Below are 19,353 nucleotides of genomic sequence, written 5' to 3'. Positions count from 1 at the left end.
TCCGTCCTGAACCGATCCGCCTGAACAGACCTGCGCCGCAGACCACTTCAGCCCGTGAGGAAGTCGATGAGGCTGTGCGGTGCCCGGTCGTCGAGGCAGAGCGCTATGAGCAGTTGCGCATCCACGGCTTCCGACTCGCTGCGCGGGAACATCGCCGCTTCGTAGGAGGCGAGTGCCCCTTCGATGTCGTCGGGGTGCGCGGCGATCGACTTCCCGAGCTCGGCGTCGTCGACGACCACCCGTGGATCGGCGCCCAATTCGTCCGGGCGCCCGCCCGGTCGCCGATGCTGCAGGTCTTCGAGCACATCGGGCGCCAGGTGCAAGCGCTCGGAGTGCACCCACCGGCCAGTTCACCGTCGCATCCAACGCTGTGGAGCTACATCCTCGGAGTGGCCGAACAGAACGCTGCCAACGCCCGCTCGGCCCGGCCGGACACGGACCGGGCCGAGTTCCTGGGTGCCGTCTCGGCGGTATGGGCGAACCTCGATGCCGACGAGTACGCGTTCACCCGAAGCGTCGCGGGCCGGCTGCGCGATCACGACGACCGAGAAGAGTTCCTCGCCGGCATCGACCTCATCCTCACCGGCATCACCGCCGGTCGATAGCCGACCGACCGGCCGACGGCTGCCATCGACAACCTGCCCCGCGCGTCTGAGCTTGTCGGGGTGAGGATCGCGTAGATGCCGTCGAGTCGTCGCCGTCTCCGTCCCGCACGGAGACGGCGACGACCTGACTGTTACTCCCTGGCGTCGAGGTCGGTCGCCACGAGCGCGGCCAGTTCGTCTATGGCGGCGTCCGCGCCGTCGCCCTCGGCTGCGAGCACCACGGAATCGCCGTGCTTCACCGCGAGCGCGAGCACGGAGAGCAGGCTCCGTGCGTCGACCGGGCTCTGCCCCTCACGGGCCACCGTCACCTTGACCGGCTGCTTCGAGGCGGCCTGGACGAAGACGGAAGCCGGGCGGGCGTGCAGCCCGGTGCGTGAACCGATGACGACAGTGCGCTGCGGCATGAGTTGACCCTCTTTCTGGAGGCGAAGGGTGAGAGGCTCTCCACGGATGTGGATTTACGTCTGTTTGATGTCCGAGACTCTGCGTTTTCGGGGATGCTACGGGGATGTCGCGGCGAAGTAAACAGATCTGGGCATGAAGCGCGAGCGCTGAGCGCCCTCGATCTCCTCCGGCGTGACCCGGGCGGTCTACGCGGCCGGGAGGTGCCGCATGGATCGGGGAAGGGATTGAAGATGCGTCTGGTACCCGAGCGGCTGGTGAAGCTGCTGAGCCGTGTCCCCAGTGGCAGACGGCTCGTGAAACGGCTGAGGCATCCGGTCGCCGTGCAGACGCTACGGGCCACCGTCGCCGCGACGATCGCCTACGTCATCGCCCTGCGCCTCAGCCGCGAACCGGTCCCGCTGACCGCGCCCCTGACCGCTCTCCTCGTCGTGCAAGTGACCCTGTACGCGACCGTGAAGATGAGCCTCCGCCGCATCAACGCCGTGGTCGTCGGAGTGTTCATCGCCATCGGGTTCAGCGCCTTGGTGGGGCTGAGCTGGTGGAGCCTGGGGCTGATCATCCTCGCGTCCCTCACCATCGGTCCCTTCGTCCGCGCGGACGAGTTCGTGCCCGAGGTGGCGATCAGCGCCATGCTCGTACTCGGCGTCACTCAAGTGGCGTCGAGCGCATGGGACCGCGTACTGGAAACCCTGATCGGAGCCCTGACCGGGCTCGCCTTCAACCTGTTCTTCGCCCCGCCCCTCTGGGTGGACACGGCGGGCGACGCCCTGGAGGACCTCGCCCGCCGCATGCGCCGCCTGCTCCTCGAACTCAGCGACCAGCTCGACGCCGAGACCCCCTGGCCACTCGCTGCGGAACGGCTCCACGAGGCACGCCGCCTCGATCAGGACATCGCCGACGTGGACGCCTCCCTGCGCCAGGCCGAGGACAGTCTCCGGCTCAATCCGCGGGTACGGGAGGGGCGACTGCACCGCGTGGTCCTGCGGACCGGCCTCGACACACTCGAAATCTGCACCGTCGTGCTGCGCGTCATCGCCCGGACCCTGACGGACCTGGCCAAACAGCGTGAAGAGGAGTGGCTGCTCGACCCCGAGGTGTCGCTGGCGATGCGCGAGCTGCTCGGGCACGTCGCGGACGCCCTGGTCAGCTTCGCCGTCCTCGTCTCGACCGGAACCAGCTCGGAGTCGGAAACGGCCGAGGACCGCCTGGTGAGCCATCTCGGCGCCGCCAGTGCCCAGCGCGAACACGTCGCGCGACTCCTCCTGGACGCCGTCCAGGAGGACCCGCGCCAGTGGCAGCTGCAGGGGGCCCTGCTCACCGAGATCGACCGCATCCTCGCCGAACTCGACACGGAGCACCGCTCACAGCGCCTCATGGAGGAACTCGACCGCAACGCCCAGCAACTGCACGAACGCTTCCCGCTACTCGCCGACGTACTGAGATGGGCGCGCAAGCACAATCTGCGTGTACGCGGGAAAGGCGCGTGACAGAGAGAAAGGGGGGCTAGTTGCCCGTCAGTGCCGTCCTGAGCTCGTCCAGCGATTCCCGCATGAACCGCGACATCTCACGTTCCTCTGCCGCGCCGATCCAGCGCTCGAAGCCCACCTTGAAGACGGCGACCCCGGCCTCGGCGGTCAGGCTCGCGGCCGGTTCCGCCACGCCACGTCGGCGAAGGGTGTCGGCGAGCGCGGCTGACATCGAGGCGAGCTTGATGAGCTCGCGCTCCTGGAGTTCCGCGGTCGCCGTGATCACGGCCTGCCGCCGCCGCGCGAAGTCGCGGCGGTCGGCGAAGAACTCGGCGACCGTGTCGAGGCCCACGGCCACCGCTTCGATCGGTGCCGCGGACTCCGGCACGCCGGCGACCGCTTTCACGAGCGCCTCCTCCAGCTCGCTGGAGCCGGCGAAGAGGACCTCGCGCTTGTCCGCGTAGTGCCGGAAGAAGGTGCGCTCCGTGAGCCCGGCCCGTTTGGCGATCTCCGCCACGGTCGTCTGCTCGAACCCGCGCTCGCTGTAGAGCTCCAGCGCCGCGTTCGCCAGACGCCCACGCGCGTTCGGCTCCCATCTACCCATGGGCAGATCTTACGTGATGACAGTGAATGTCATCAGGTGTAGCGTTGATGACAGGCACTGACATCACCGTGGTGCCACCCGTCATCGACTCCTTGGGGTTTCTCATGCGCATCTTCATGACCGGCGCGTCCGGCTGGATCGGCTCCGCCGTCGTTCCCGAGCTCATCGACGCGGGACACGAGGTCGTCGGGCTGGCCCGCTCCGACGCCTCCGCGGCCGCGCTCACCGCCACAGGGGCGGAGGTCGTCCGCGGCACGGTCGACGACCTCGACGTACTCCGTGACGCGGCCGCCGCGTCGGACGGGGTGATCCACCTCGCCTTCAAGCACGACATCGCCTTCACCGGCGACTTCCAGGGGGCCGCGGAGGCGGATCGCCGCGCCGTGGACACCATCGGCGCCGCGCTCGTGGGCAGCGACCGGCCCTTCGTCATCGCCTCCGGCGTGGCCGGCCTCGCGCCCGGGCGGGTGTCGACCGAACACGACAAGGCCACGAACGACGGCTCGCCGATCTCGATCCGCGTGGCCACGGCAGATGCGGTGCTGGCACTCGCCTCGCAAGGCGTGCGCTCGTCCGTGGTGCGGCTCTCTCCCACCTGCCACGGCGACGGGGACAACGGCTTCATGGCGGCGCTGGTGGCCACGGCCCGCGCCAAGGGCGTCTCCGGCTACCTCGGCGACGGCGCCAACCGCTGGCCGGCCGTCCACCGGCTCGACGCCGCCCACCTGTTCCGCCTCGCGGTCGAGAAGGCCCCCGCCGGGTCGGTGCTGCACGGCGTGGCGGAGGAGGGCGTCGCAATCCGCGACGTCGCCGAAGTGATCGGCCGTCACCTCGACGTGCCGGTGACCTCCGTGGCTCCCGAGAACGCCGCCGGGCACTTCACCTGGCTCAGCGCCTTCGTCGGGATCGACGCCCCGGCGTCGAACACGCTGACCCGCGAACTGCTCGCCTGGGAGCCGACCCACCCCGGCCTCCTCGAAGACCTCGACAAGGGGCACTACTTCCAGGCGCCGGCGACCACTTCCTGACGCGAGCCGCGGGGACGGCGCCGACCCACGCGCACGCCGACCGCCAATTCGCGGCACGAGGCACGGGCAGGAGCACCGCCCTTCACCGAAGCCGGCAGACCCGCTTCGTGGAGTCGTTCAGTTGGCCAGGGCGCGGATTTCGTCGTGGATTCGTTCAGCGAGTGCTGGGGCCAGGTGGCGATGGTTGTGGTCGGTGATGGCGGTGACCACCGACGTGCTGCCGTGATGGATGGCGGTGACGGCGAGGGGGTGGCCCGGGCCGAGCGGTGGGATGCCTGCCATCGCGGTGAGCCGCGCCGGGCCGAGGGCCAGTTCTCCGGCGTGTGTGGACACGCTGCTGCAGAGGAGGGAGAAGTAGCGGGGTGAGTCGACGTAACGGCCCGCTGCGTTGCTCAGAGGGGTGATCTTGCGTGGTCGTGAAGAGACCACGGCGGCCTGGGCACGTGCCCTGGCGCCGATGGCACTTCGCCGGATGAAGGAGTCGACGGCGGCGAGTCTCAGCCGCGCGTCCCGTTGCCGGGGGAGGGGCACCCGGACGGTGGCGTAATGGTTGCCGAGGAGTTGTGATTCCTCATCGGTGCGTACGTCGACGGGGACCAGGGCGCAGATGCCGGGCGACGTCGGCAGCGGCCGGCCGGTGAGGCCCATCGTTCGCAGCGCTCCCGCCGTGGCGGAGAGGAAGACCGCGTTGGTGGAGGCGCGTTCGGCCGACCCGGCGGCGCGCAATGAGTCGCGGGCGGCGTCGAGTTCCTTGCGTGGCACCTGGCGGAAGGACAGGACGCGGTGAGGGTCCACCGGGCCGTGAAAGGGCAGTGGGTATGCCTTGGGGAGCAAGTCGCCCAAAGTCCAGGCGAGTTGACGAGCTCGGGAGGGTGTGTCAACTGTCGCCGGGGCGCCGACTCGTCCAGGGCGCAGGGCGCCGGTTTCGTCGAACAGGGCGCGGAGCAACGTGGCGATCGACGTGCCGTCGAGCAGTGCGTGATGCGCGCGGAACAGGAGGACGAAGCCGCCGGTGGTGGGGATGAGATGCAGCTGCCATGGCGGGCGGCGTGGGTCGAGAGGTGAGGTGAACAGGGCTGCGATGTGCGCTTCGAGCCCGGTCGTGATGACGTCGGGGCTCTCGGTGACGTGGTGTTCGGCCTCGAAGGGCTCGCCGGTCGACCACAGCGGCCAGCTGTCGCAAGTGGGATCGGTCCCGGGTGCGCTCGGCATCTGCCGTAGCCGCTCGTAGCGCGCAAGGCGGTCACCGGCCAGGCGGCGAAGGGCTGACAGTGTGGGCGGCGGGCCCTCGAACCAGGCGAGCAGCGCCGCCGTCATGTTGGAGCCGCCGCCGCTCTGCTGGCGGTGCATCCAGGCGTCCAGCGGTGGCATTGGGGTGCCGGGGTGCGAGGTGTCGTGTTCGGGTGATGCCAACGGCGTGGCGAGGTGTGGTGGCGGGGCTTGTCGCGTCATGGGGAATCCTCACGCTGATGGTGGCGGTGGCCTGCTCTGTTCGGTGCGCGTCCGGTCGGCGAGCGCCGGGCCGGCGCCCGCACGGATGGCCCGGATCAGCCGAGCGCGGCGACCGCGCGGGCGACGGCCCCCGCTCCGTCCTCCTGCGCCAGTCGTACGGCGGCTGCCGCGGCGTTCCGCGACAGCGCACCGTCCTGGGTCGCGCGGGTGAGCGCGTCGGCCAGCCGTGCTGCGGTCAGTTCGGTGCAGGGGAGTGCTCGCGCGCTCACCCCGAGCTGGACGAGTCGGGCGGCCCACCAGGGCTGGTCCGTCATGACCGGGACAGGCACTGCCGGAACTCCGGCTCGAAGACCGGCCGCGGTGGTGCCCGCGCCCGCGTGGTGGACCACTGCGGCCGTCTGCGGCATCAGCCAGCTGTGCGGGATCTCGCCGACGGTGATGACGTCGTCGTCGACCACCGAGAGGCCGGCCCAGCCCGACTGGACGACCCCACGCAGCCCCGCGCGCCGAAGAGCCTGCGCCGCGATCTGGCCGAGCTCCCCGGGGTCACCGGGCATCATGCTTCCGAAACCGATGAGTACCGGTGGTGGTCCTGCGGCCAGGAAGTCCTTCACCAGGGTGGGTGGTTGCCAGTTCGGGCACTCGTGCGGCCACCAGTAGCCGGCCACGTGCAGCCCTTGCCGCCAGTCCGCCGGGCGTGGAACGACCCAAGGGCTGTAGCCGTGCCAGATCGGCCACTGGTTGCGCTCGCGGACGCTGCGCAGGCGAAGGGCGCTGCGGTGGTCGACACCCAGGCGGGCGTGGACGGCGCGGTTGGCCGTGCGGTACAGGGTGTCGAAGAGGGCGTTCGCGGCGTGGCCCCGCAGACGGTTGGTGCGGCCTGGGCTGTGCCAAGCCATGGTGCACGGGGCGAACTCGGCTGTGGGTACGTCGGGTTGAAGGAAGACACCCATGGTGGGAATGCCGTGGTAGCGCGCGATGGCCGCGCCGATCGGGGCCGCGATGGTCGACAGCAGGATGAGGTCGGCCTTCGGATCCACTGCGGCGAGGATCGCGTCCACCAGCGAGAGCATGGCCTGTTCGGTCGACCGGACGAGCGACCGCAGCGACCTGAGCGCCTGGAACCGGAGCGAGCGGGGAACGCTTGACGGATGCGCCGCACCTTTGGCGCCGCCGTCGATGCGCCTGTGGGCGCCGATCAGCGCCTCGAAAGGGTCGGCTTCGAGCGGCTCGATGCGCAGTCCGCAACAAGCGACCATCGGGGCGAACTTGGCGTGTGTGACGATCTCGACGGTGTGCCCGTCGGCCAACAGCCGATGTGCGAGGCCGGTGTACGGGGCGACCGAACCGGTCGAACCCACCGTGATGACTTGGATGCGCATCGAGTGCGGGTCCCCTTTCGACCGGAGTCGCGCAACCCGGGGTTCATTGCCAGCTCATTGAGCTGCCGCGACTCGCGTTTTTCCTACGCCACCAACGAGCACGCGGACCGGGAGTCACGTGATCAAGTACTGCCCGGGACGCCGCCGGGCGTTCTCACTGTGCTGGGCAGGACGGGGAAGTCCGCTCGACTTCGCGGCAGTATGCGAGCTGTTCCAAGGCCTCGCCCGCCAGGAAGTGTGTGATCAGATCGGCGAGTTCGACCGGTCGCTCCAGCGGAAGCATGTGGTCGGCGTCCGCGACCTGCGTGAACCAGCTGTCTGAGCACGTGGCGGCGAGGCGTCGGCACAGGTCAGGAGTGGTGAACGTGTCGTGCTCACCGGTGGCGACCAGCACCGGCATGGCCGGAGGCCGGCTCGTGTCGAGCATCTCGTGCCGGAGCAGACGCATGGTGTTGGCGAGGTGCTTCGCGACGTCCTCCTCGCTCAGATTGAGCATCCGGCGCATCAGGAAGCGGCGGACCCGGGAGCCTGCGGTGACGGAGTCGATCCGGTCGGCGTTGACCATGAACGCGACCGTCTCCTCGGCGAACTCCTCCATACGCCGCTCCACGAGCAGGTCCAGAGTCCGGCGCATGGCTACCTGGGCGTGCCCGGGAATCGACGTCATGGTGCCCACCAGCACCATTCTCTCGACCAGTTCCGGCCGCCGCTGCGCGAGGCGGTAGACAATCGCCGTGCCGTAGGAACCGCCCACGAGATTGACGGAGGTCAGCCCCGACTCGTCGAGCATGTGACCCAGGGCGTCCGCGAGGAAGTCCGCACCATGACGGTCGGGCAGGACGTTCCCGGCACCCCATCCCGGCAGGTCGACGGTGAACACGTCCACGTGCGCGAGCAGTTCACGTTCCAGACGGCCCCAACTCTCCTTGGTCTGGAACGCGCCGCCGACCAGCACCAGGGGTGCGATACGCGGCGCGGCCGCCCGGACCAGCCGCGACTCGCAGCGGTATCCCTCCCACTCGTGGCGGGACACGAGGGCGGAGCGGGTGCGGGTGTTCGGGTCGGCGAGCGCCGGCGACATCAGAGACACGGGGCCTCAACCCCCGTTCCGTGCACCAGGTCCCGCGGCGGCCCGCCTCGGCACCTTCGCCGCGTAGTGGATCCGGCCCAGGTCCCGACAAAACCGTGCAGTGACATGCCATCAAGATATCGTTTCGAACGGAACATTCCGTTCCATTCGCTGGATAGTGGTCGAGCCGTGGCATACCAACTCTCTACGCTCGCAGACTTGTTCCCCCGACGCCGGTGCGCAGCCGCAAGCGCAGGCTCAAGTACGGCTGTCGGCGAGCAGGCGCTGAAGCCAGCGGGTGCGGGCGTCGCGTGCGTCCCGGCTCAGGGCCGCCGTTGGCGCCAGGCTGTCGAAGCCGTGGTAGGCGCCGGGCCATACGTGCAGTTCAGCCTGGCCGCCGGCCTGCCAGATCGCGTTCGCGTACGCCACACCCTCGTCCCGGAACATCTCTGCCGACCCGACGTCGAGATACGCCGGGGGGAGCTGTGACAGGTCCGTGGCACGGGAGGGGGCCGCGTACGGGGGCAGGTCCTCGGCACCGTAGAGGTCACCGAGCAGTGCCTGCCACGCGGTGGCGTTCGAGGTGAGGTCCCAAAGCCCGGGGCCCGACATCTGCTGACTGGAGAAGGTGCTGCCGCGGTCGTCGAGCATGGGGCACAGCAGCAGCTGCCCCAGCGGCTGCGGACCGCCGCGATCGCGGGCCAGCAGGGCGAGGGCCGCGGCGAGCCCGCCGCCGGCGCTCTTGCCTCCGATGATGACGCGGTCAGGATCGACGCCCAGTTCGGCCGCGTGCCCGGCCGCCCAGGCAAGCCCGGCACAGCAGTCCTCCAGCGGCCCCGGGTACCGCGCCCGCGGCGCCAACCGGTAATCGACCGAGATCACGGCCATGTCCAGCGGAAGCGCCCACTCGCGAAGAATCCGGGGCAGCACGGACCATGCGTTGCCCATGACCATCGCCCCGCCGTGCATGTAGTAGAGCAGCGGCAGCGGTCCGACGAGCCCGGACGGCCGGGCGCTCACGAGCGTGACCTCCGGCCCGCCGGGCGGTCCCGGTACGCGTAACTCCGTCACCTCGAAACGGCCGTCCGCGCGAAGATCCTCGACGGTCGGCCTGGGCCGGGCCGTGGCATCCCGCTTCTGCCGGGCCGCAAGATTCTCCGGTGTGAGCGGCTCCCTCGGCTCCCTGTCCAAGTCGGCGAGTGCGAGGCTCAGTTCGGCGTCGAACGGGGGTACCGCCATCGGTGCCGGGGCCCGACCGGACTCCGATTCCGAGGGCACGCGGCGGTCACTCATGACCCACCCCTTGTCGGACTGCGAAACGATCGCCTGAGACCCATACACCGCAGCCAACCACATTGATTCGACGGGGGAGATGGGGCCGTTATTCATCCCTACGAGTGAATTGATGAATGGACGTCTGAACGGCCGTCCCGGCGGTGCGCTGTGCTGGGTCAAAGGACAACGGATGCCTAGGGGGAGCGTATGCGTGTCGCCGTGCTGTGTGTCTGGCTGGTCACCGCGAGCCTGGGCGGATATCTGGCCACGGTGTGGATCCGCAACGGCGGGCTGCAACAGCGCACGCCGGGCGTGACGCGGCTGCCGCTGTGGCTCGTCCTCGGCCACATCGCCCTCGCGGTCGCCGGACTTGCCGCCTGGACCGCGTATCTCCTCGGCAACGCGCGCGGCTCCGCCTGGGCCGCTTGCGCTGTCGTTCTGATCGTCGCCGCCTTCGGCTTCATGATGCTCTTCCGCTGGCTGCCCAGCCGGGGGAGGCATTCGCAGGGCCATGCCACCGCCGAACGGAACTTCCCGCTCACCGCGGTGGTCGCCCACGGCATGAGCGCCGCCGTCACGGTGCTGCTGGTCGCGCTCGTCGTCCTGGGACGCGCGTGACAAGGCCAGCGCCGGCGTTCACCTCCCTCAGGAGCGCTCCCGCACCGCGTCCAGGCGGTCACTCACCCAGGCGTCCACGTTGTTGACGTGCCGGCTGGCCGCGGTGAAGGCGGCGAGGCTGTCGTGGTCGCGCAGCCCGCGGTAGATGTCCATGTGCTGCTCGTGGTCCAGGCGAGTACATCGGACTTGATCAGGCCCGCCAGATAGATGGGTGCCGTCGAGTCGGGTACCGGTTCGGGGGCGGGCGGCCTCTATGCCATCGCGGTGATCGCCGCCGCCGGGGCCGTCGTGGCCACCGGCTTCCACTGGGTGGGTCAGAGTCAGGCCAACCCAACTCCCGCAGAGGGGAACGAACATGACGCGCATCGTGCGCTTCGCTGACGGCACCGGAACCGTACACACGGGAGTCAGCGACGGCACCGGAACCATCCGCGCCTTCGAAGGCGCGCCGCGCATCGCCGACCTGCTGCGACTACCGGCAGCGGAACTGCGCACGCTGACGGAGGCCACCGCGGCCTCCAGCCGGCCAGGCATTCCGGTGGACGACGTCCTGCTGCTCCCGCCGCTCGACGGCCTGATCTTCACCCTCCGGGGCGGCGACGTCGTCGAGATCACCGTCGACGGCGTCGGAAAGCTCTCGAATCCCGTACTCGGGGATCAGGCAGAGCTGGACTGGCTGGTCGATGCGATCGATCGCCCCCTGACGCGGCGTGCGCACCGAAAGGGGCCGAGCGGGGACCGGTGACCGACGTGTGTGCGGCGGCGACCTCAGGGGCCGACTGCGTCAAACTGTCAACGGAACACGGGAGTTGACCCACACGTGGGGCCCTTGAGAGGGGGGAGGCGAGGCCCACCGACGGGGCGCTTGTCAGTGCGGGGCTCTAGTCTCGTCGCTTGTGACTGAGACTCCCTCCCACCACCGTGCGACAGCGGACGCCTACGACGCCGTGGCCGTCCTCTACGCCGAACTGGTCCGCAACGAGCTGGACACACAGCCGCTGGACCGCGCGGTGCTCGCCGCGTTCGCCGAACTCGCGCAGACGAACGACGGCGGGCCCGTGGCCGAGCTGGGCTGCGGCCCGGGCCGAGTGACCGCGCACCTGCGGAACCTCGGCCTCGATGTCTTCGGCATCGACCTGTCGCCGGCGATGATCGATCTGGCCCGCGAGGCCTACCCGGACCTGCGGTTCGAGGTCGGCTCCATGGACGCCCTGAGCCTGGCCGACGGCTCGCTGAACGGCATCGTGTCCTGGTACTCGGTCATCCACACCCCACCGCAGGACGTGCCCTCGTACTTCGACGAGTTCCGCCGTGTCCTCACGCCCGGCGGCCACCTCTTGCTCGCCTTCTTCGAGTCCGGGGACGATCCGGTAACGGAGTTCGACCACAAGGTGGTGACGGCTTACCGGTGGCCGGTCGACGACCTGGCGAAGACGGCCGCCGAGGCCGGGTTCGCCGAGGTGGGCCGGATGCTGCGCGAGCCACGCGAGGGCGAACGGTTCCGCCAGGGGCGCCTGCTGATGCGCAGGGGCAGCTGACGCACACCGCTCGCCCCGAATCGGCCCGGCATCCGAGGCTGGTCAGGCGCCGGCCTCGCTGATGTTCACCATCCAGCTGATGCCGAACTTGTCGTTGCACATGCCGAACACGTCGCCCCACATCTGCTTCTCCAGCGGGACCGCGACGTTGCCGCCGGCGGACAGCTTCTCCCAGTAGCCGCGGAGCTGGTCGGCGTCGTCGCCGCTCAGGCTCACGGAGAAGTTGTTGCCCTGCTTGAGCTCCATGCCCGGAGGGTTGTCCGCGCCCATGAGCGTGAAGCCGTTCGGAGCCTCGAGCAAAGCGTGCATGACCTTGTCGGCGTACCCGGGGGGCGTCTCGGATCCGAATGCGCCGTACGTGTTCACCGACAGGTCGCCGCCGAAAACGCTCTTGTAGAACTCCATGGCTTGCTTGGCGTCACCGGCAAAGCTGATGTACGGGTTGAGTCGAGAGGCCATGAGGGATTCCTTTCGTGACGTTTTGTCAGGGGTGCACACTAGTCGCGTTCCGGCTGCTCAGCAGGGATAGGCACAGACCGACTTCCCGGGGGCGGGCCCTGGACGAGTGGATTCGTCGGCGGCGGCGGAATTCCCGACACTAGAGTGAAACGGTGAATCTCCCGCGGGAAAACCCGGCACGCCCGATCAGCGAAGACGACCGCAACGCAGCCGTGCGACGTGTGCAGGAGGCGTACGCCGAGGGGCACCTCTCGCATGAGGAGATGGACGAGCGGCTGCAACTGGTGCTCACCGCCAAGTCGCACAGCGACCTCGGGCCGGCTTTTGCCTCGCTCCCGGAGGAGGATGCGGGCACCTCGTCCACGATTGGCGCCCTGGGCGGACGGATCCAGCGGCGCGGAGCATGGCGGGTCCCTCGGAATCTCAAGGTCGAGTCCGCGTTCGGAAGTGTGCGCCTGGACCTGTCCCGGGCGGTCTTCGAGCATCCGGCGGTCGACATCGAGCTTCAAGTCGGCACCGGCAGGGCCAGGATCACGGTTCCTCGCGACGCGATCGTCGACGTCGAGGGTCTGCACACCGGGTGGAAGGACCTGCGCTACAAGGCGCCGCGGAGCTCCGGCCAGGGCGGGCCGAGGATTCGGATCTCCGGGACCATGGGGTTCGGCCGGTTGAAGATCCGCCACGCGCGGCGCTGAGAGTCATCCGGCGTTACGGCCGGCCCGCACTATGACCGGCCCGTCCGGCGCCAGAACCGACTGGCGCCGAAGCTGTCTGGTGACCGCTGGTTCAGTGGTCTCGGCCGCCGATGTCGGCCGCTGGTGGTGTCGTGCTCATGCGCCAGCCGTTGCAGCGGGGTCCGATCAGGTCGGCCGGCCAGCCCGCCGTTTCCACGGCCGCGTCGTAGACGGCGTCGCCGAAGGCCACGATGGCCTGGTGCGGATCGGCCGTCTCCCTGAGCGTGGTCCAGGGCAGCAGGGCCAGACCCGCATCGGGATTCCAGGCCGCGCCGTCGACACCCCAGGACCGGCCTTCGAGACCGTCCGGCCGGGGCCAGATGTACGCGTACATACCGGCGTTGGGCGACTCGGCGTCCCCGAAGGTGAACCCGACCGACACGTACTCGTCGCGCGCCGCGTTCTGCATGAACGCCGGACGGTCAGCCTCCGGAGTGGCTCGATGCGCCCGGTAACGCGTGGCGGACAGATCGAAACCGCCCCACATCACGCCGACCCGCGGGCGATGCCCCTGGAAGGGCGCCTGCCACGTTTCGAGCCCGCCGGCCGCAAGGTCGAACGCCGTCCACATCAGCCGGGCCGTGTCCCCGTCCCAGGCACGTTCGACCTGATCGTCCTCGAACTTTCGCGCGGCGCCCGGGATCTCGCAGATCAACGACGTGCCCGGCGGGCGCACACCGAGCTCGGCAGCGGCATCGCAGAACGACGTGTAGAAGGCGGCGAGGGACCCGGTGGACACGGGTACCGTCACCGAGCCCCGGTCGGACTCGATGACCACGTCACTGTCGAGGAGCCGGTAGTGCACCTCGAAGGTCACTCCCTGCCGCCGATGGGTCGGCGTCCGCAGCCCACGGGAAGTGACATCGAGAACGATGTTTCCCCAGCCGGCCTCGAAGGGTTCGTCCAGGGTGTACTTGCCTCCGACCTGTACCAGCCGGTTGACGTAGCCGACCATCGGCGCCACATCCTCGTAGACCAGCTCCGGCCACGCAGTACGTCGTTCGCTCATGGGGAGCCTCCCGGCCCGTCGACGGGATCGGAAAGGGGGAGCGACGGCACCGGGCGACTTCCCCCTTAGGGCGCCCCAACGCCGTCCGGGATGCCTTCGTACGACCCGGCACCCATTTTCGCACGCAGGCCACGGCGCTGCCCGCTCGGCGGCGAGGGGGCCCTACCCCATGAGTCTCCGGCCCGACCCACACGATCGTAGGCCGCCTCCTTACGGGAGGATGGCGTCGATGTATCCGCCGTCTACCCGCAGCGCGCCGCCCGTGGTCGCGGACGCCAGGTCGGAGCTCAGGTAGACCACCATGTTGGCGATCTCCTCGGGTTCGATCAGACGCTGCAACAGCGACTGCGGGCGGTACTCGCGCATGAAGACGCGCTGTGCCTCGTCCCACGGCAGGTCGCGGTCGACGAGTTGGTACACGAAGTCTTCGACACCGCTGGTGTGAGTAGGGCCGGCGATGACGCAGTTCACGGTGACGCCGGTCCCGGCCGCATGCTTGGCGAAGCCGCGGCTGACCGCGAGCAGGGCGGTCTTCGACATGCCGTAGTGGATCATCTCGGCGGGGATCACCACCGCGGAGTCGCTCGCGATGTACTGGACGCGCCCCCGGCCGCGTTCGGTCATCCGCGGCAGGTACAGCCGCGTGAGCCGGACGGCGGCCAGGACGTTCACGTCGAAGTAGCGGCGCCATTCGTCGTCGGTGATGTCCAAGGGGTTCTTCGCGTCGAAGATGCCGAGATTGTTGATGAGGATGTCCACGTCAGGCAGCGCTTCCCAGGCGCGTTGAGCACCATCCTCGGAACCGACGTCGGCGGTGACCGGAACGAAGTCGGCGTCCGGCACGCCGACTCTGAGCTGCTCGACGGCCGCCTCCACCCTGCCCTGGACGCGCCCGTTGACGCCGACCCGCGCGCCGGCCCGCGCCAGTCCGGCCGCGATCGCGGCTCCGATGCCTTGCGTGGAGCCCGTCACCAGAGCGGTCCGGCCCGAAAGATCCAGGTGCACGTCTTGTTCCCCTACTGGAAGAGGTGGGTGATCGGCAGGTCGTCACGAGACTCTTCCCGCTCGCAGACCCCCGGTGATGTCCGGGCACCCGGAATTGGGGCCGAACGGGTGGGGAGCGGTACGGCTGTTACGCGCTTCTGGGTGACGGGACGCCGCGAGGCGCGACCAGGAGCCGGGCCGTAGCCGTGCGGGGTAACGGCCGAGGCGTCAACTTGGTGCCTTCAGTGCATAAATGGATGATGCACGTGAGAGCAACAGAAATATGGACGACTTGTAACTACCTTCACGCCATGCACACATTCGGGACGATGTGTTGGCAAGTTGTGCGTTCTCGGCCACCGGGCCGGGACCCGCACATAGCAGACCTGCGGCGGACCACGCCGGTACTCGGGTCTGCAGTACAAAGTGAAGGGGCATTCATGTCCGCTTTCATGTCAGTTACCGCCCGCCGTACGGCTGCCGCCGCTCTCGCGGCCGGCGCGCTGGTCGGAACGTTCGCCGCGTCGGCATCGGCCGACGCCGGTGGCCGCCTGCACCGCGACCGCGTCGAGATCTCCGGCGCGCAGTACGACTCCCCGGGCTGGGACAACGGCACCAACCGCTCCCTCAACAAGGAGTGGATCGATGTCACCAACACGTCCCGCCACGCGGTGAACCTCGACGGGTGGACGCTGTCGGCCAGGGACGGCCGCACCTACACCTTCCATCACTACCGCCTGGCGGGCCGCTCGACGGTCCGCGTCCACACCGGTGTCGGACGCGACAGCGACCGTGACGTCTACCAGGACCGTCGCAGGTACGTGTGGGACAACCGCTCCGACACCGCCACCCTGCGCGATGACCGCAACTGGAGGGTCGACACCCTTTCCTGGGGCGGCGACCGCGACTACCGCGACTACCGCGACGACCGCGGCCACCACGGCGACGGACGCGGGCACGGCGGCGACCGCGACTACCGCGACTACCGCGACGGCCGCGGCGACGGACGCGGGCACGGCGGCGGCCACCGCTGACCTGACCTGAAACTGCCCGCGGGACTCCCAGCCCGCGGGCAGCGATGGCCCGCCTCAGGAGGGGCGTTCCGCAGCACGGTCTGCGGGACGCCTCTCCTGGCTGCCGCCGACAGCACGGTGACCGCCCCGATGTCACCCGTGCCAGTCGTAGCGGCGCTCCGGTCGGCCGGCGACGCCGTAGCGCAGGGACACGCCGGCGCTGCCGGTGCCGTGGAAGTACTCGAGGTAACGGCGGGCGCTGACGCGGGAGATACCGGTCAGCGCGGCGCATTCGGTGGCGGACAGAGCGCCGTCGGCCTCGCGCAGGGCGCGTTCGACCACCGCGGCGGTCTCGACGCTCATGCCCTTGGGCAGGCCACCGCCGGCAGTGGCCAGGGCCGTTCCGCCCAGCACGCGGTCCACGTCGGCCTGGCCCCGTACGACCGCGGAGAGCAGCCGGCGGCGCCGGGCGGCGTACCGCTCGAGCCTGGGGAGCAGGTCCTCGAAGTCGAAGGGCTTGAGCAGGTAGTCGACCACGCCGCGGCGGACCGCGCGGCGCACCGTCTCCGCTTCCTGGGCCGCACTGATGACCATGATGTCGCAGTCGTGGCCCGCGGAGCGCAGCCGGGGGATGAGATCGAGGCCGAAGACGTCCGGCAGGTACAGGTCGAGCAGGACGAGGTCGGGGCGCAGTCCCCCGACGGCGTCGATCGCCTGTTGCCCGGTGTGAGCCGTTCCGATGACGCGGAACGGCTCGACGCGCTCGACGAAGGTGCGGTGCACCCGGGCCACCATGAAGTCGTCGTCCACGACGAGCACGCCGATCGAGTCGTGTCCTTCGGCCGTGTCGTGCGGGGCGGTCATCCGTGGACTCCTTCGGGCGCCACATCGGCGGGGTGACCGAGGGGCATGTGGGCGGTGAACATGGCGCCGTCGGCGGTGTTGGCCACCGATATCTCGCCGCTGTGGCGCTCGCAGACGAGCTTGGTGAGGGCCAGGCCGATCCCGCGCTCGCCCTCCTGGGCGGCTTTGGTGGTGAAGCCGTGCGCGAAGACCTCCCGAGCGGCTTCGGGCGGCAGGCCGGGGCCGGAGTCACGGACCACGACCTCCACGCTGGACGCGTCCTGCCGCAGCTCCACCTCGACCCACGCGTCGCCGGTGTCGTCATCGGAAGCGGCGGCGTCCACCGCGTTGTCGACGAGGTTGCCGATCACGGTGGCCAGGTCGGCCGCGTCCTCCGGTGCCAGCCGGCCGAGTGCGGTCCCGGCGGAGATCCGCAGGCTGACCTTGCGTTCGGCGGCGAGGGAGGACTTGGCCATCAGCAACGCGGCGATCGCGGTGTCGCGCACGCGCCGGGCGAGTGTCACATCGAGCGATTGGCGGCGCTGGTTGAGGGCGCGGATGTAGCGGACCACTTCGTCCTGCTCCCCGATCTGGATCAGACCGGAGATGGTGTGGAGCTGGTTCGCGAACTCGTGGGCCTGCGCGCGCAGCAGCTCGGAGGAGCTGCGGAAGGAGCCGATCTCCCGTTCCAGCTCGGCCAGTTCGGTGCGATCGCGCAGGGTCGTCACCGAACCGAGCAGGCGGCCGTCCTTCATGACGGTCATCCGGTTCATCACCAGCAGGCGCCCACGGCGGATCACCACCTGGTCGTGCCGGTCGGCCGCGCCGTGCCGGGCCCCTGCGAGTACGTCCCGCAGCCGCCCCTCGAGACCCAGGTCGTCAAGGCTCTGCCCCACGCAGTCCTCGGGCAGGTCGAGGAGGCGTCGGCCCACGTCGTTGACCAGCGTGAGACGGAGCTGCGGGTCCAAGGCGACGACGCCCTCGGCGATCCCGTACAGCATCGCCTCGCGGTGCTCGGCGAGGCCGGCGATCTCGCGCGGCTCCAGACCGTACGTCTGGCGTTTGACCCGTCGGGCAAGGAGCCAGGAACCCATCACACCGAGCCCGCTCGCGATGCCCAGGTAGGCGGCCAGGTACGACGAGGCGCCGCTGAGCCGCTGCCACACGGTGGGGGAGGCCTCTCCGATCATCACCGTGCCGAGCTGCCGCCCGAGCGTCTGCCTCGTAGCGCTCAGAACCGGCACCTGCGCCACCAGCTCCCGGCTTCCGTCCAGCGTCAGATCGCCGGACCAGCTGCGGCCCCGGGCAACCCCCGCTCCCAGGTTCAGCCGTTCACCCACCACCGTGGGGTTGGTGGACGAGACGATGCGGCCCTGTGCGTCGGCCACGGTCACCGACGTGACGCCGGACTGCGCCAGCGTGGAGTGCACCAGCGGGGCCAGTGCCTCCCCGGGGACGGGCCGCACGAGCTGGCTGCGGACCAGGGGGTTGGCGCCCAGTTGCTCGGCCAGCGCGTCGACCTTGCGGCCCTCCACCCGCTGGAAGGTGGCCTCGGACTGGGCGAGCGAGACACCCGCGACCGCCAGCAGCACCACCACGACGATGGCGAGCTGGAGCACCAGCATCTGGCCCGCGAGGGTATGGCGGCGGAACGTCGTGACCACAATTAACTCAATCTTTGCTACTGACACAACGTGGGCGGCTCGCGTGCCATGTCGGACAATCATGACGCCCGGCAGTTGAAATCGAAAGCGAGGTGCCATGAGAGGTCCCGCACGTGCCTTTCTCGGTACCGTCACCGCACTGACACTTCTCACCGTCAGCGCATGCGGGGTGCTTCCGGGCGGCCAGGCACCGTCGGACCGCGATCTGCGGATCATGGTGCCCAACACACCTGGTGGCGGCTACGACACCACGGCACGGACCGCGGCCCGGGTCATGGACGAGACGCACATCGCGCCGGATGTGCAGGTGTTCAACCTTCCCGGCGCGGGCGGCACGGTCGGCCTGCAGCGCATCGTCGACGAACGAGGCAACGGAGAGCTCGCGCTCCAGATGGGCCTCGGCGTCGTGGGTGCGTCGCATGAGGCGAAGGCCAAGGTGACGGTCGCCCGGACCACACCGATCGCCCGTCTCATCGAGGAGGCAGGCGCGGTCGTCGTCCGCAAGGGCTCGCCGTACAGAACGGTCGGCGACCTCGTGACCGCGTGGCGAAAGGCTCCTGATCGCCTCGCCGTCGGTGGCGGATCGTCCCCCGGTGGACCGGATTACCTGCTGCCCATGGAGCTGGCGAAGACAGTCGGCATCGACCCCAAGAAGGTCGACTACGTCGGCTACGGCGGCGGTGGCGGCGACTTGCTGCCGGCACTGCTCGACGGCGAGGTCGACTTCGCCACCAGCGGCCTGGGCGAGTTCCTCGACCAGGTCGACAGCGGCCAGCTGCGCGTCCTCGCCGTCACCGGCGAGCATCCGGTCGAGCCCCTGGCCGGGGTCCCGACGCTCAAGTCGTCGGGCATCGACCTGGTCTTCAGCAACTGGCGGGGCATCGTCGCCCCGCCCGGCATCAGTGACGCGGACAGGAAGCGCTGGGTCGACGCGTTGACCGACCTGCACCGGTCCGCGCGGTGGCAGGCCGAGCTCGACCGGCACGGCTGGACGGACGCGTTCGCCACCGGCGACACGTTCGCGGCCTACCTCACTCAACAGGACAAGCTCGTCGCCGATCTCACCGCCTCCCTCGGGCGGGAGTGACCGGACCGTCGTCCACCGACGGCTCGCTTCGATACCGAAGGCTTTCACCACGGGCAGCTGCCCGACGTAACCCCACCCACCCATGACTGGGACGGTCCGGCCCCGTGCCCGCGGGCTG

22 protein-coding genes are annotated in these 19,353 nt (G+C 69.7%); 9 read left to right on the top strand and 13 right to left on the bottom strand.

Features of this window, described 5'->3' with window-relative positions; all coding sequences use genetic code 11:
- Positions 1 to 47 precede the first annotated feature (47 nt).
- Positions 48 to 338 carry a hypothetical protein gene (locus ACWIGU_RS05555; protein ID WP_454397729.1) on the bottom strand — a complete coding sequence of 97 codons (291 nt, stop codon included), beginning with the start codon at positions 336 to 338 and terminating at the stop codon, positions 48 to 50.
- A 51-nt stretch (positions 339 to 389) separates the two neighbouring features.
- Between ACWIGU_RS05555 and ACWIGU_RS05550 the strand changes: the two genes are divergently transcribed.
- Positions 390 to 605, top strand: coding sequence for a hypothetical protein (locus ACWIGU_RS05550; protein WP_454397727.1), 216 nt, complete (start codon positions 390 to 392; stop codon positions 603 to 605).
- 131 nt (positions 606 to 736) lie between these two features.
- Here the strand turns inward: ACWIGU_RS05550 and ACWIGU_RS05545 are convergent, their stop codons facing one another.
- Positions 737 to 1,009, bottom strand: a complete 273-nt coding sequence (locus tag ACWIGU_RS05545) for an HPr family phosphocarrier protein (RefSeq protein ID WP_326708646.1) — start codon at positions 1,007 to 1,009, stop codon at positions 737 to 739.
- A gap of 231 nt (positions 1,010 to 1,240) precedes the next feature.
- Between ACWIGU_RS05545 and ACWIGU_RS05540 the strand changes: the two genes are divergently transcribed.
- On the top strand, positions 1,241 to 2,497 hold the full coding sequence (locus ACWIGU_RS05540; protein ID WP_454397724.1) for an FUSC family protein: 1,257 nt from the start codon (positions 1,241 to 1,243) through the stop codon (positions 2,495 to 2,497).
- Positions 2,498 to 2,513: 16 nt separating this feature from the next.
- Here ACWIGU_RS05540 and ACWIGU_RS05535 read toward each other — a convergent pair whose 3' ends face one another.
- Positions 2,514 to 3,080, bottom strand: coding sequence for a TetR family transcriptional regulator (locus ACWIGU_RS05535; protein WP_454397722.1), 567 nt, complete (start codon positions 3,078 to 3,080; stop codon positions 2,514 to 2,516).
- 104 nt (positions 3,081 to 3,184) lie between these two features.
- Here ACWIGU_RS05535 and ACWIGU_RS05530 point away from each other — a divergent pair, with 104 nt between their 5' ends.
- The gene (locus tag ACWIGU_RS05530) at positions 3,185 to 4,108 is read left to right on the top strand and encodes an SDR family oxidoreductase (protein WP_454398593.1); all 924 of its coding nucleotides are present in this window, start codon (positions 3,185 to 3,187) and stop codon (positions 4,106 to 4,108) included.
- 117 nt (positions 4,109 to 4,225) lie between these two features.
- Here the strand turns inward: ACWIGU_RS05530 and ACWIGU_RS05525 are convergent, their stop codons facing one another.
- From ACWIGU_RS05525 to ACWIGU_RS05510, 4 genes are all read right to left on the bottom strand, one after another.
- Entirely contained in the window at positions 4,226 to 5,560 is a 1,335-nt protein-coding gene (locus tag ACWIGU_RS05525; protein WP_454397720.1) for a wax ester/triacylglycerol synthase domain-containing protein, read from the bottom strand.
- 95 nt (positions 5,561 to 5,655) lie between these two features.
- Entirely contained in the window at positions 5,656 to 6,942 is a 1,287-nt protein-coding gene (locus tag ACWIGU_RS05520; RefSeq protein WP_454397718.1) for a glycosyltransferase, read from the bottom strand.
- Positions 6,943 to 7,096: 154 nt separating this feature from the next.
- Positions 7,097 to 8,023 carry an alpha/beta fold hydrolase gene (locus tag ACWIGU_RS05515; RefSeq protein ID WP_454398591.1) on the bottom strand — a complete coding sequence of 309 codons (927 nt, stop codon included), beginning with the start codon at positions 8,021 to 8,023 and terminating at the stop codon, positions 7,097 to 7,099.
- A 246-nt stretch (positions 8,024 to 8,269) separates the two neighbouring features.
- Positions 8,270 to 9,304 carry an alpha/beta hydrolase gene (locus tag ACWIGU_RS05510; RefSeq protein ID WP_454397716.1) on the bottom strand — a complete coding sequence of 345 codons (1,035 nt, stop codon included), beginning with the start codon at positions 9,302 to 9,304 and terminating at the stop codon, positions 8,270 to 8,272.
- Positions 9,305 to 9,493: 189 nt separating this feature from the next.
- On the opposite strand from ACWIGU_RS05510, the gene ACWIGU_RS05505 reads away from it, so the two are divergent.
- Complete coding sequence (locus ACWIGU_RS05505; RefSeq protein ID WP_454397714.1) at positions 9,494 to 9,904, top strand: hypothetical protein; 411 nt, start codon at positions 9,494 to 9,496, stop codon at positions 9,902 to 9,904.
- 27 nt (positions 9,905 to 9,931) lie between these two features.
- Here the strand turns inward: ACWIGU_RS05505 and ACWIGU_RS05500 are convergent, their stop codons facing one another.
- Positions 9,932 to 10,057, bottom strand: coding sequence for a hypothetical protein (locus ACWIGU_RS05500; RefSeq protein ID WP_454397712.1), 126 nt, complete (start codon positions 10,055 to 10,057; stop codon positions 9,932 to 9,934).
- A 202-nt stretch (positions 10,058 to 10,259) separates the two neighbouring features.
- Between ACWIGU_RS05500 and ACWIGU_RS05495 the strand changes: the two genes are divergently transcribed.
- A complete protein-coding gene (locus ACWIGU_RS05495; protein WP_454397710.1) occupies positions 10,260 to 10,649 on the top strand; it encodes a hypothetical protein in 390 nt (129 codons plus the stop codon).
- Positions 10,650 to 10,800: 151 nt separating this feature from the next.
- Complete coding sequence (locus ACWIGU_RS05490) at positions 10,801 to 11,442, top strand: class I SAM-dependent methyltransferase (protein WP_454397708.1); 642 nt, start codon at positions 10,801 to 10,803, stop codon at positions 11,440 to 11,442.
- 42 nt (positions 11,443 to 11,484) lie between these two features.
- Here the strand turns inward: ACWIGU_RS05490 and ACWIGU_RS05485 are convergent, their stop codons facing one another.
- Complete coding sequence (locus ACWIGU_RS05485; protein ID WP_454397706.1) at positions 11,485 to 11,901, bottom strand: VOC family protein; 417 nt, start codon at positions 11,899 to 11,901, stop codon at positions 11,485 to 11,487.
- 152 nt (positions 11,902 to 12,053) lie between these two features.
- On the opposite strand from ACWIGU_RS05485, the gene ACWIGU_RS05480 reads away from it, so the two are divergent.
- Complete coding sequence (locus tag ACWIGU_RS05480; RefSeq protein WP_454397704.1) at positions 12,054 to 12,596, top strand: DUF1707 SHOCT-like domain-containing protein; 543 nt, start codon at positions 12,054 to 12,056, stop codon at positions 12,594 to 12,596.
- A 91-nt stretch (positions 12,597 to 12,687) separates the two neighbouring features.
- On the opposite strand, the gene ACWIGU_RS05475 is transcribed toward ACWIGU_RS05480, so the two are convergent.
- Both ACWIGU_RS05475 and ACWIGU_RS05470 read right to left on the bottom strand, forming a co-directional pair.
- On the bottom strand, positions 12,688 to 13,644 hold the full coding sequence (locus tag ACWIGU_RS05475) for a DUF5996 family protein (RefSeq protein ID WP_454397702.1): 957 nt from the start codon (positions 13,642 to 13,644) through the stop codon (positions 12,688 to 12,690).
- A gap of 210 nt (positions 13,645 to 13,854) precedes the next feature.
- Positions 13,855 to 14,649, bottom strand: a complete 795-nt coding sequence (locus ACWIGU_RS05470; RefSeq protein ID WP_454397700.1) for an SDR family NAD(P)-dependent oxidoreductase — start codon at positions 14,647 to 14,649, stop codon at positions 13,855 to 13,857.
- Positions 14,650 to 15,068: 419 nt separating this feature from the next.
- On the opposite strand from ACWIGU_RS05470, the gene ACWIGU_RS05465 reads away from it, so the two are divergent.
- Complete coding sequence (locus ACWIGU_RS05465) at positions 15,069 to 15,662, top strand: lamin tail domain-containing protein (protein WP_454397698.1); 594 nt, start codon at positions 15,069 to 15,071, stop codon at positions 15,660 to 15,662.
- Between the two features lie 132 nt (positions 15,663 to 15,794).
- Here the strand turns inward: ACWIGU_RS05465 and ACWIGU_RS05460 are convergent, their stop codons facing one another.
- Together ACWIGU_RS05460 and ACWIGU_RS05455 are read right to left on the bottom strand one after the other, a co-directional pair.
- Positions 15,795 to 16,505 carry a response regulator gene (locus tag ACWIGU_RS05460; RefSeq protein WP_454397696.1) on the bottom strand — a complete coding sequence of 237 codons (711 nt, stop codon included), beginning with the start codon at positions 16,503 to 16,505 and terminating at the stop codon, positions 15,795 to 15,797.
- Positions 16,502 to 18,109: an ATP-binding protein gene (locus ACWIGU_RS05455; RefSeq protein ID WP_454398589.1), complete on the bottom strand. Its 1,608-nt coding sequence runs from the start codon at positions 18,107 to 18,109 to the stop codon at positions 16,502 to 16,504. Before ACWIGU_RS05455 ends, ACWIGU_RS05460 begins: the two co-directional genes overlap by 4 nt.
- Positions 18,110 to 18,245: 136 nt before the next feature.
- On the opposite strand from ACWIGU_RS05455, the gene ACWIGU_RS05450 reads away from it, so the two are divergent.
- The gene (locus tag ACWIGU_RS05450; protein WP_454397694.1) at positions 18,246 to 19,235 is read left to right on the top strand and encodes a Bug family tripartite tricarboxylate transporter substrate binding protein; all 990 of its coding nucleotides are present in this window, start codon (positions 18,246 to 18,248) and stop codon (positions 19,233 to 19,235) included.
- Positions 19,236 to 19,353: the final 118 nt, after the last annotated feature.

The organism is Streptomyces sp. NPDC055400 (assembly GCF_053644375.1).
The sequence above is the reverse complement of the archived record's forward strand: the minus strand, read 5'-3'. Positions and strand labels throughout refer to the sequence as shown.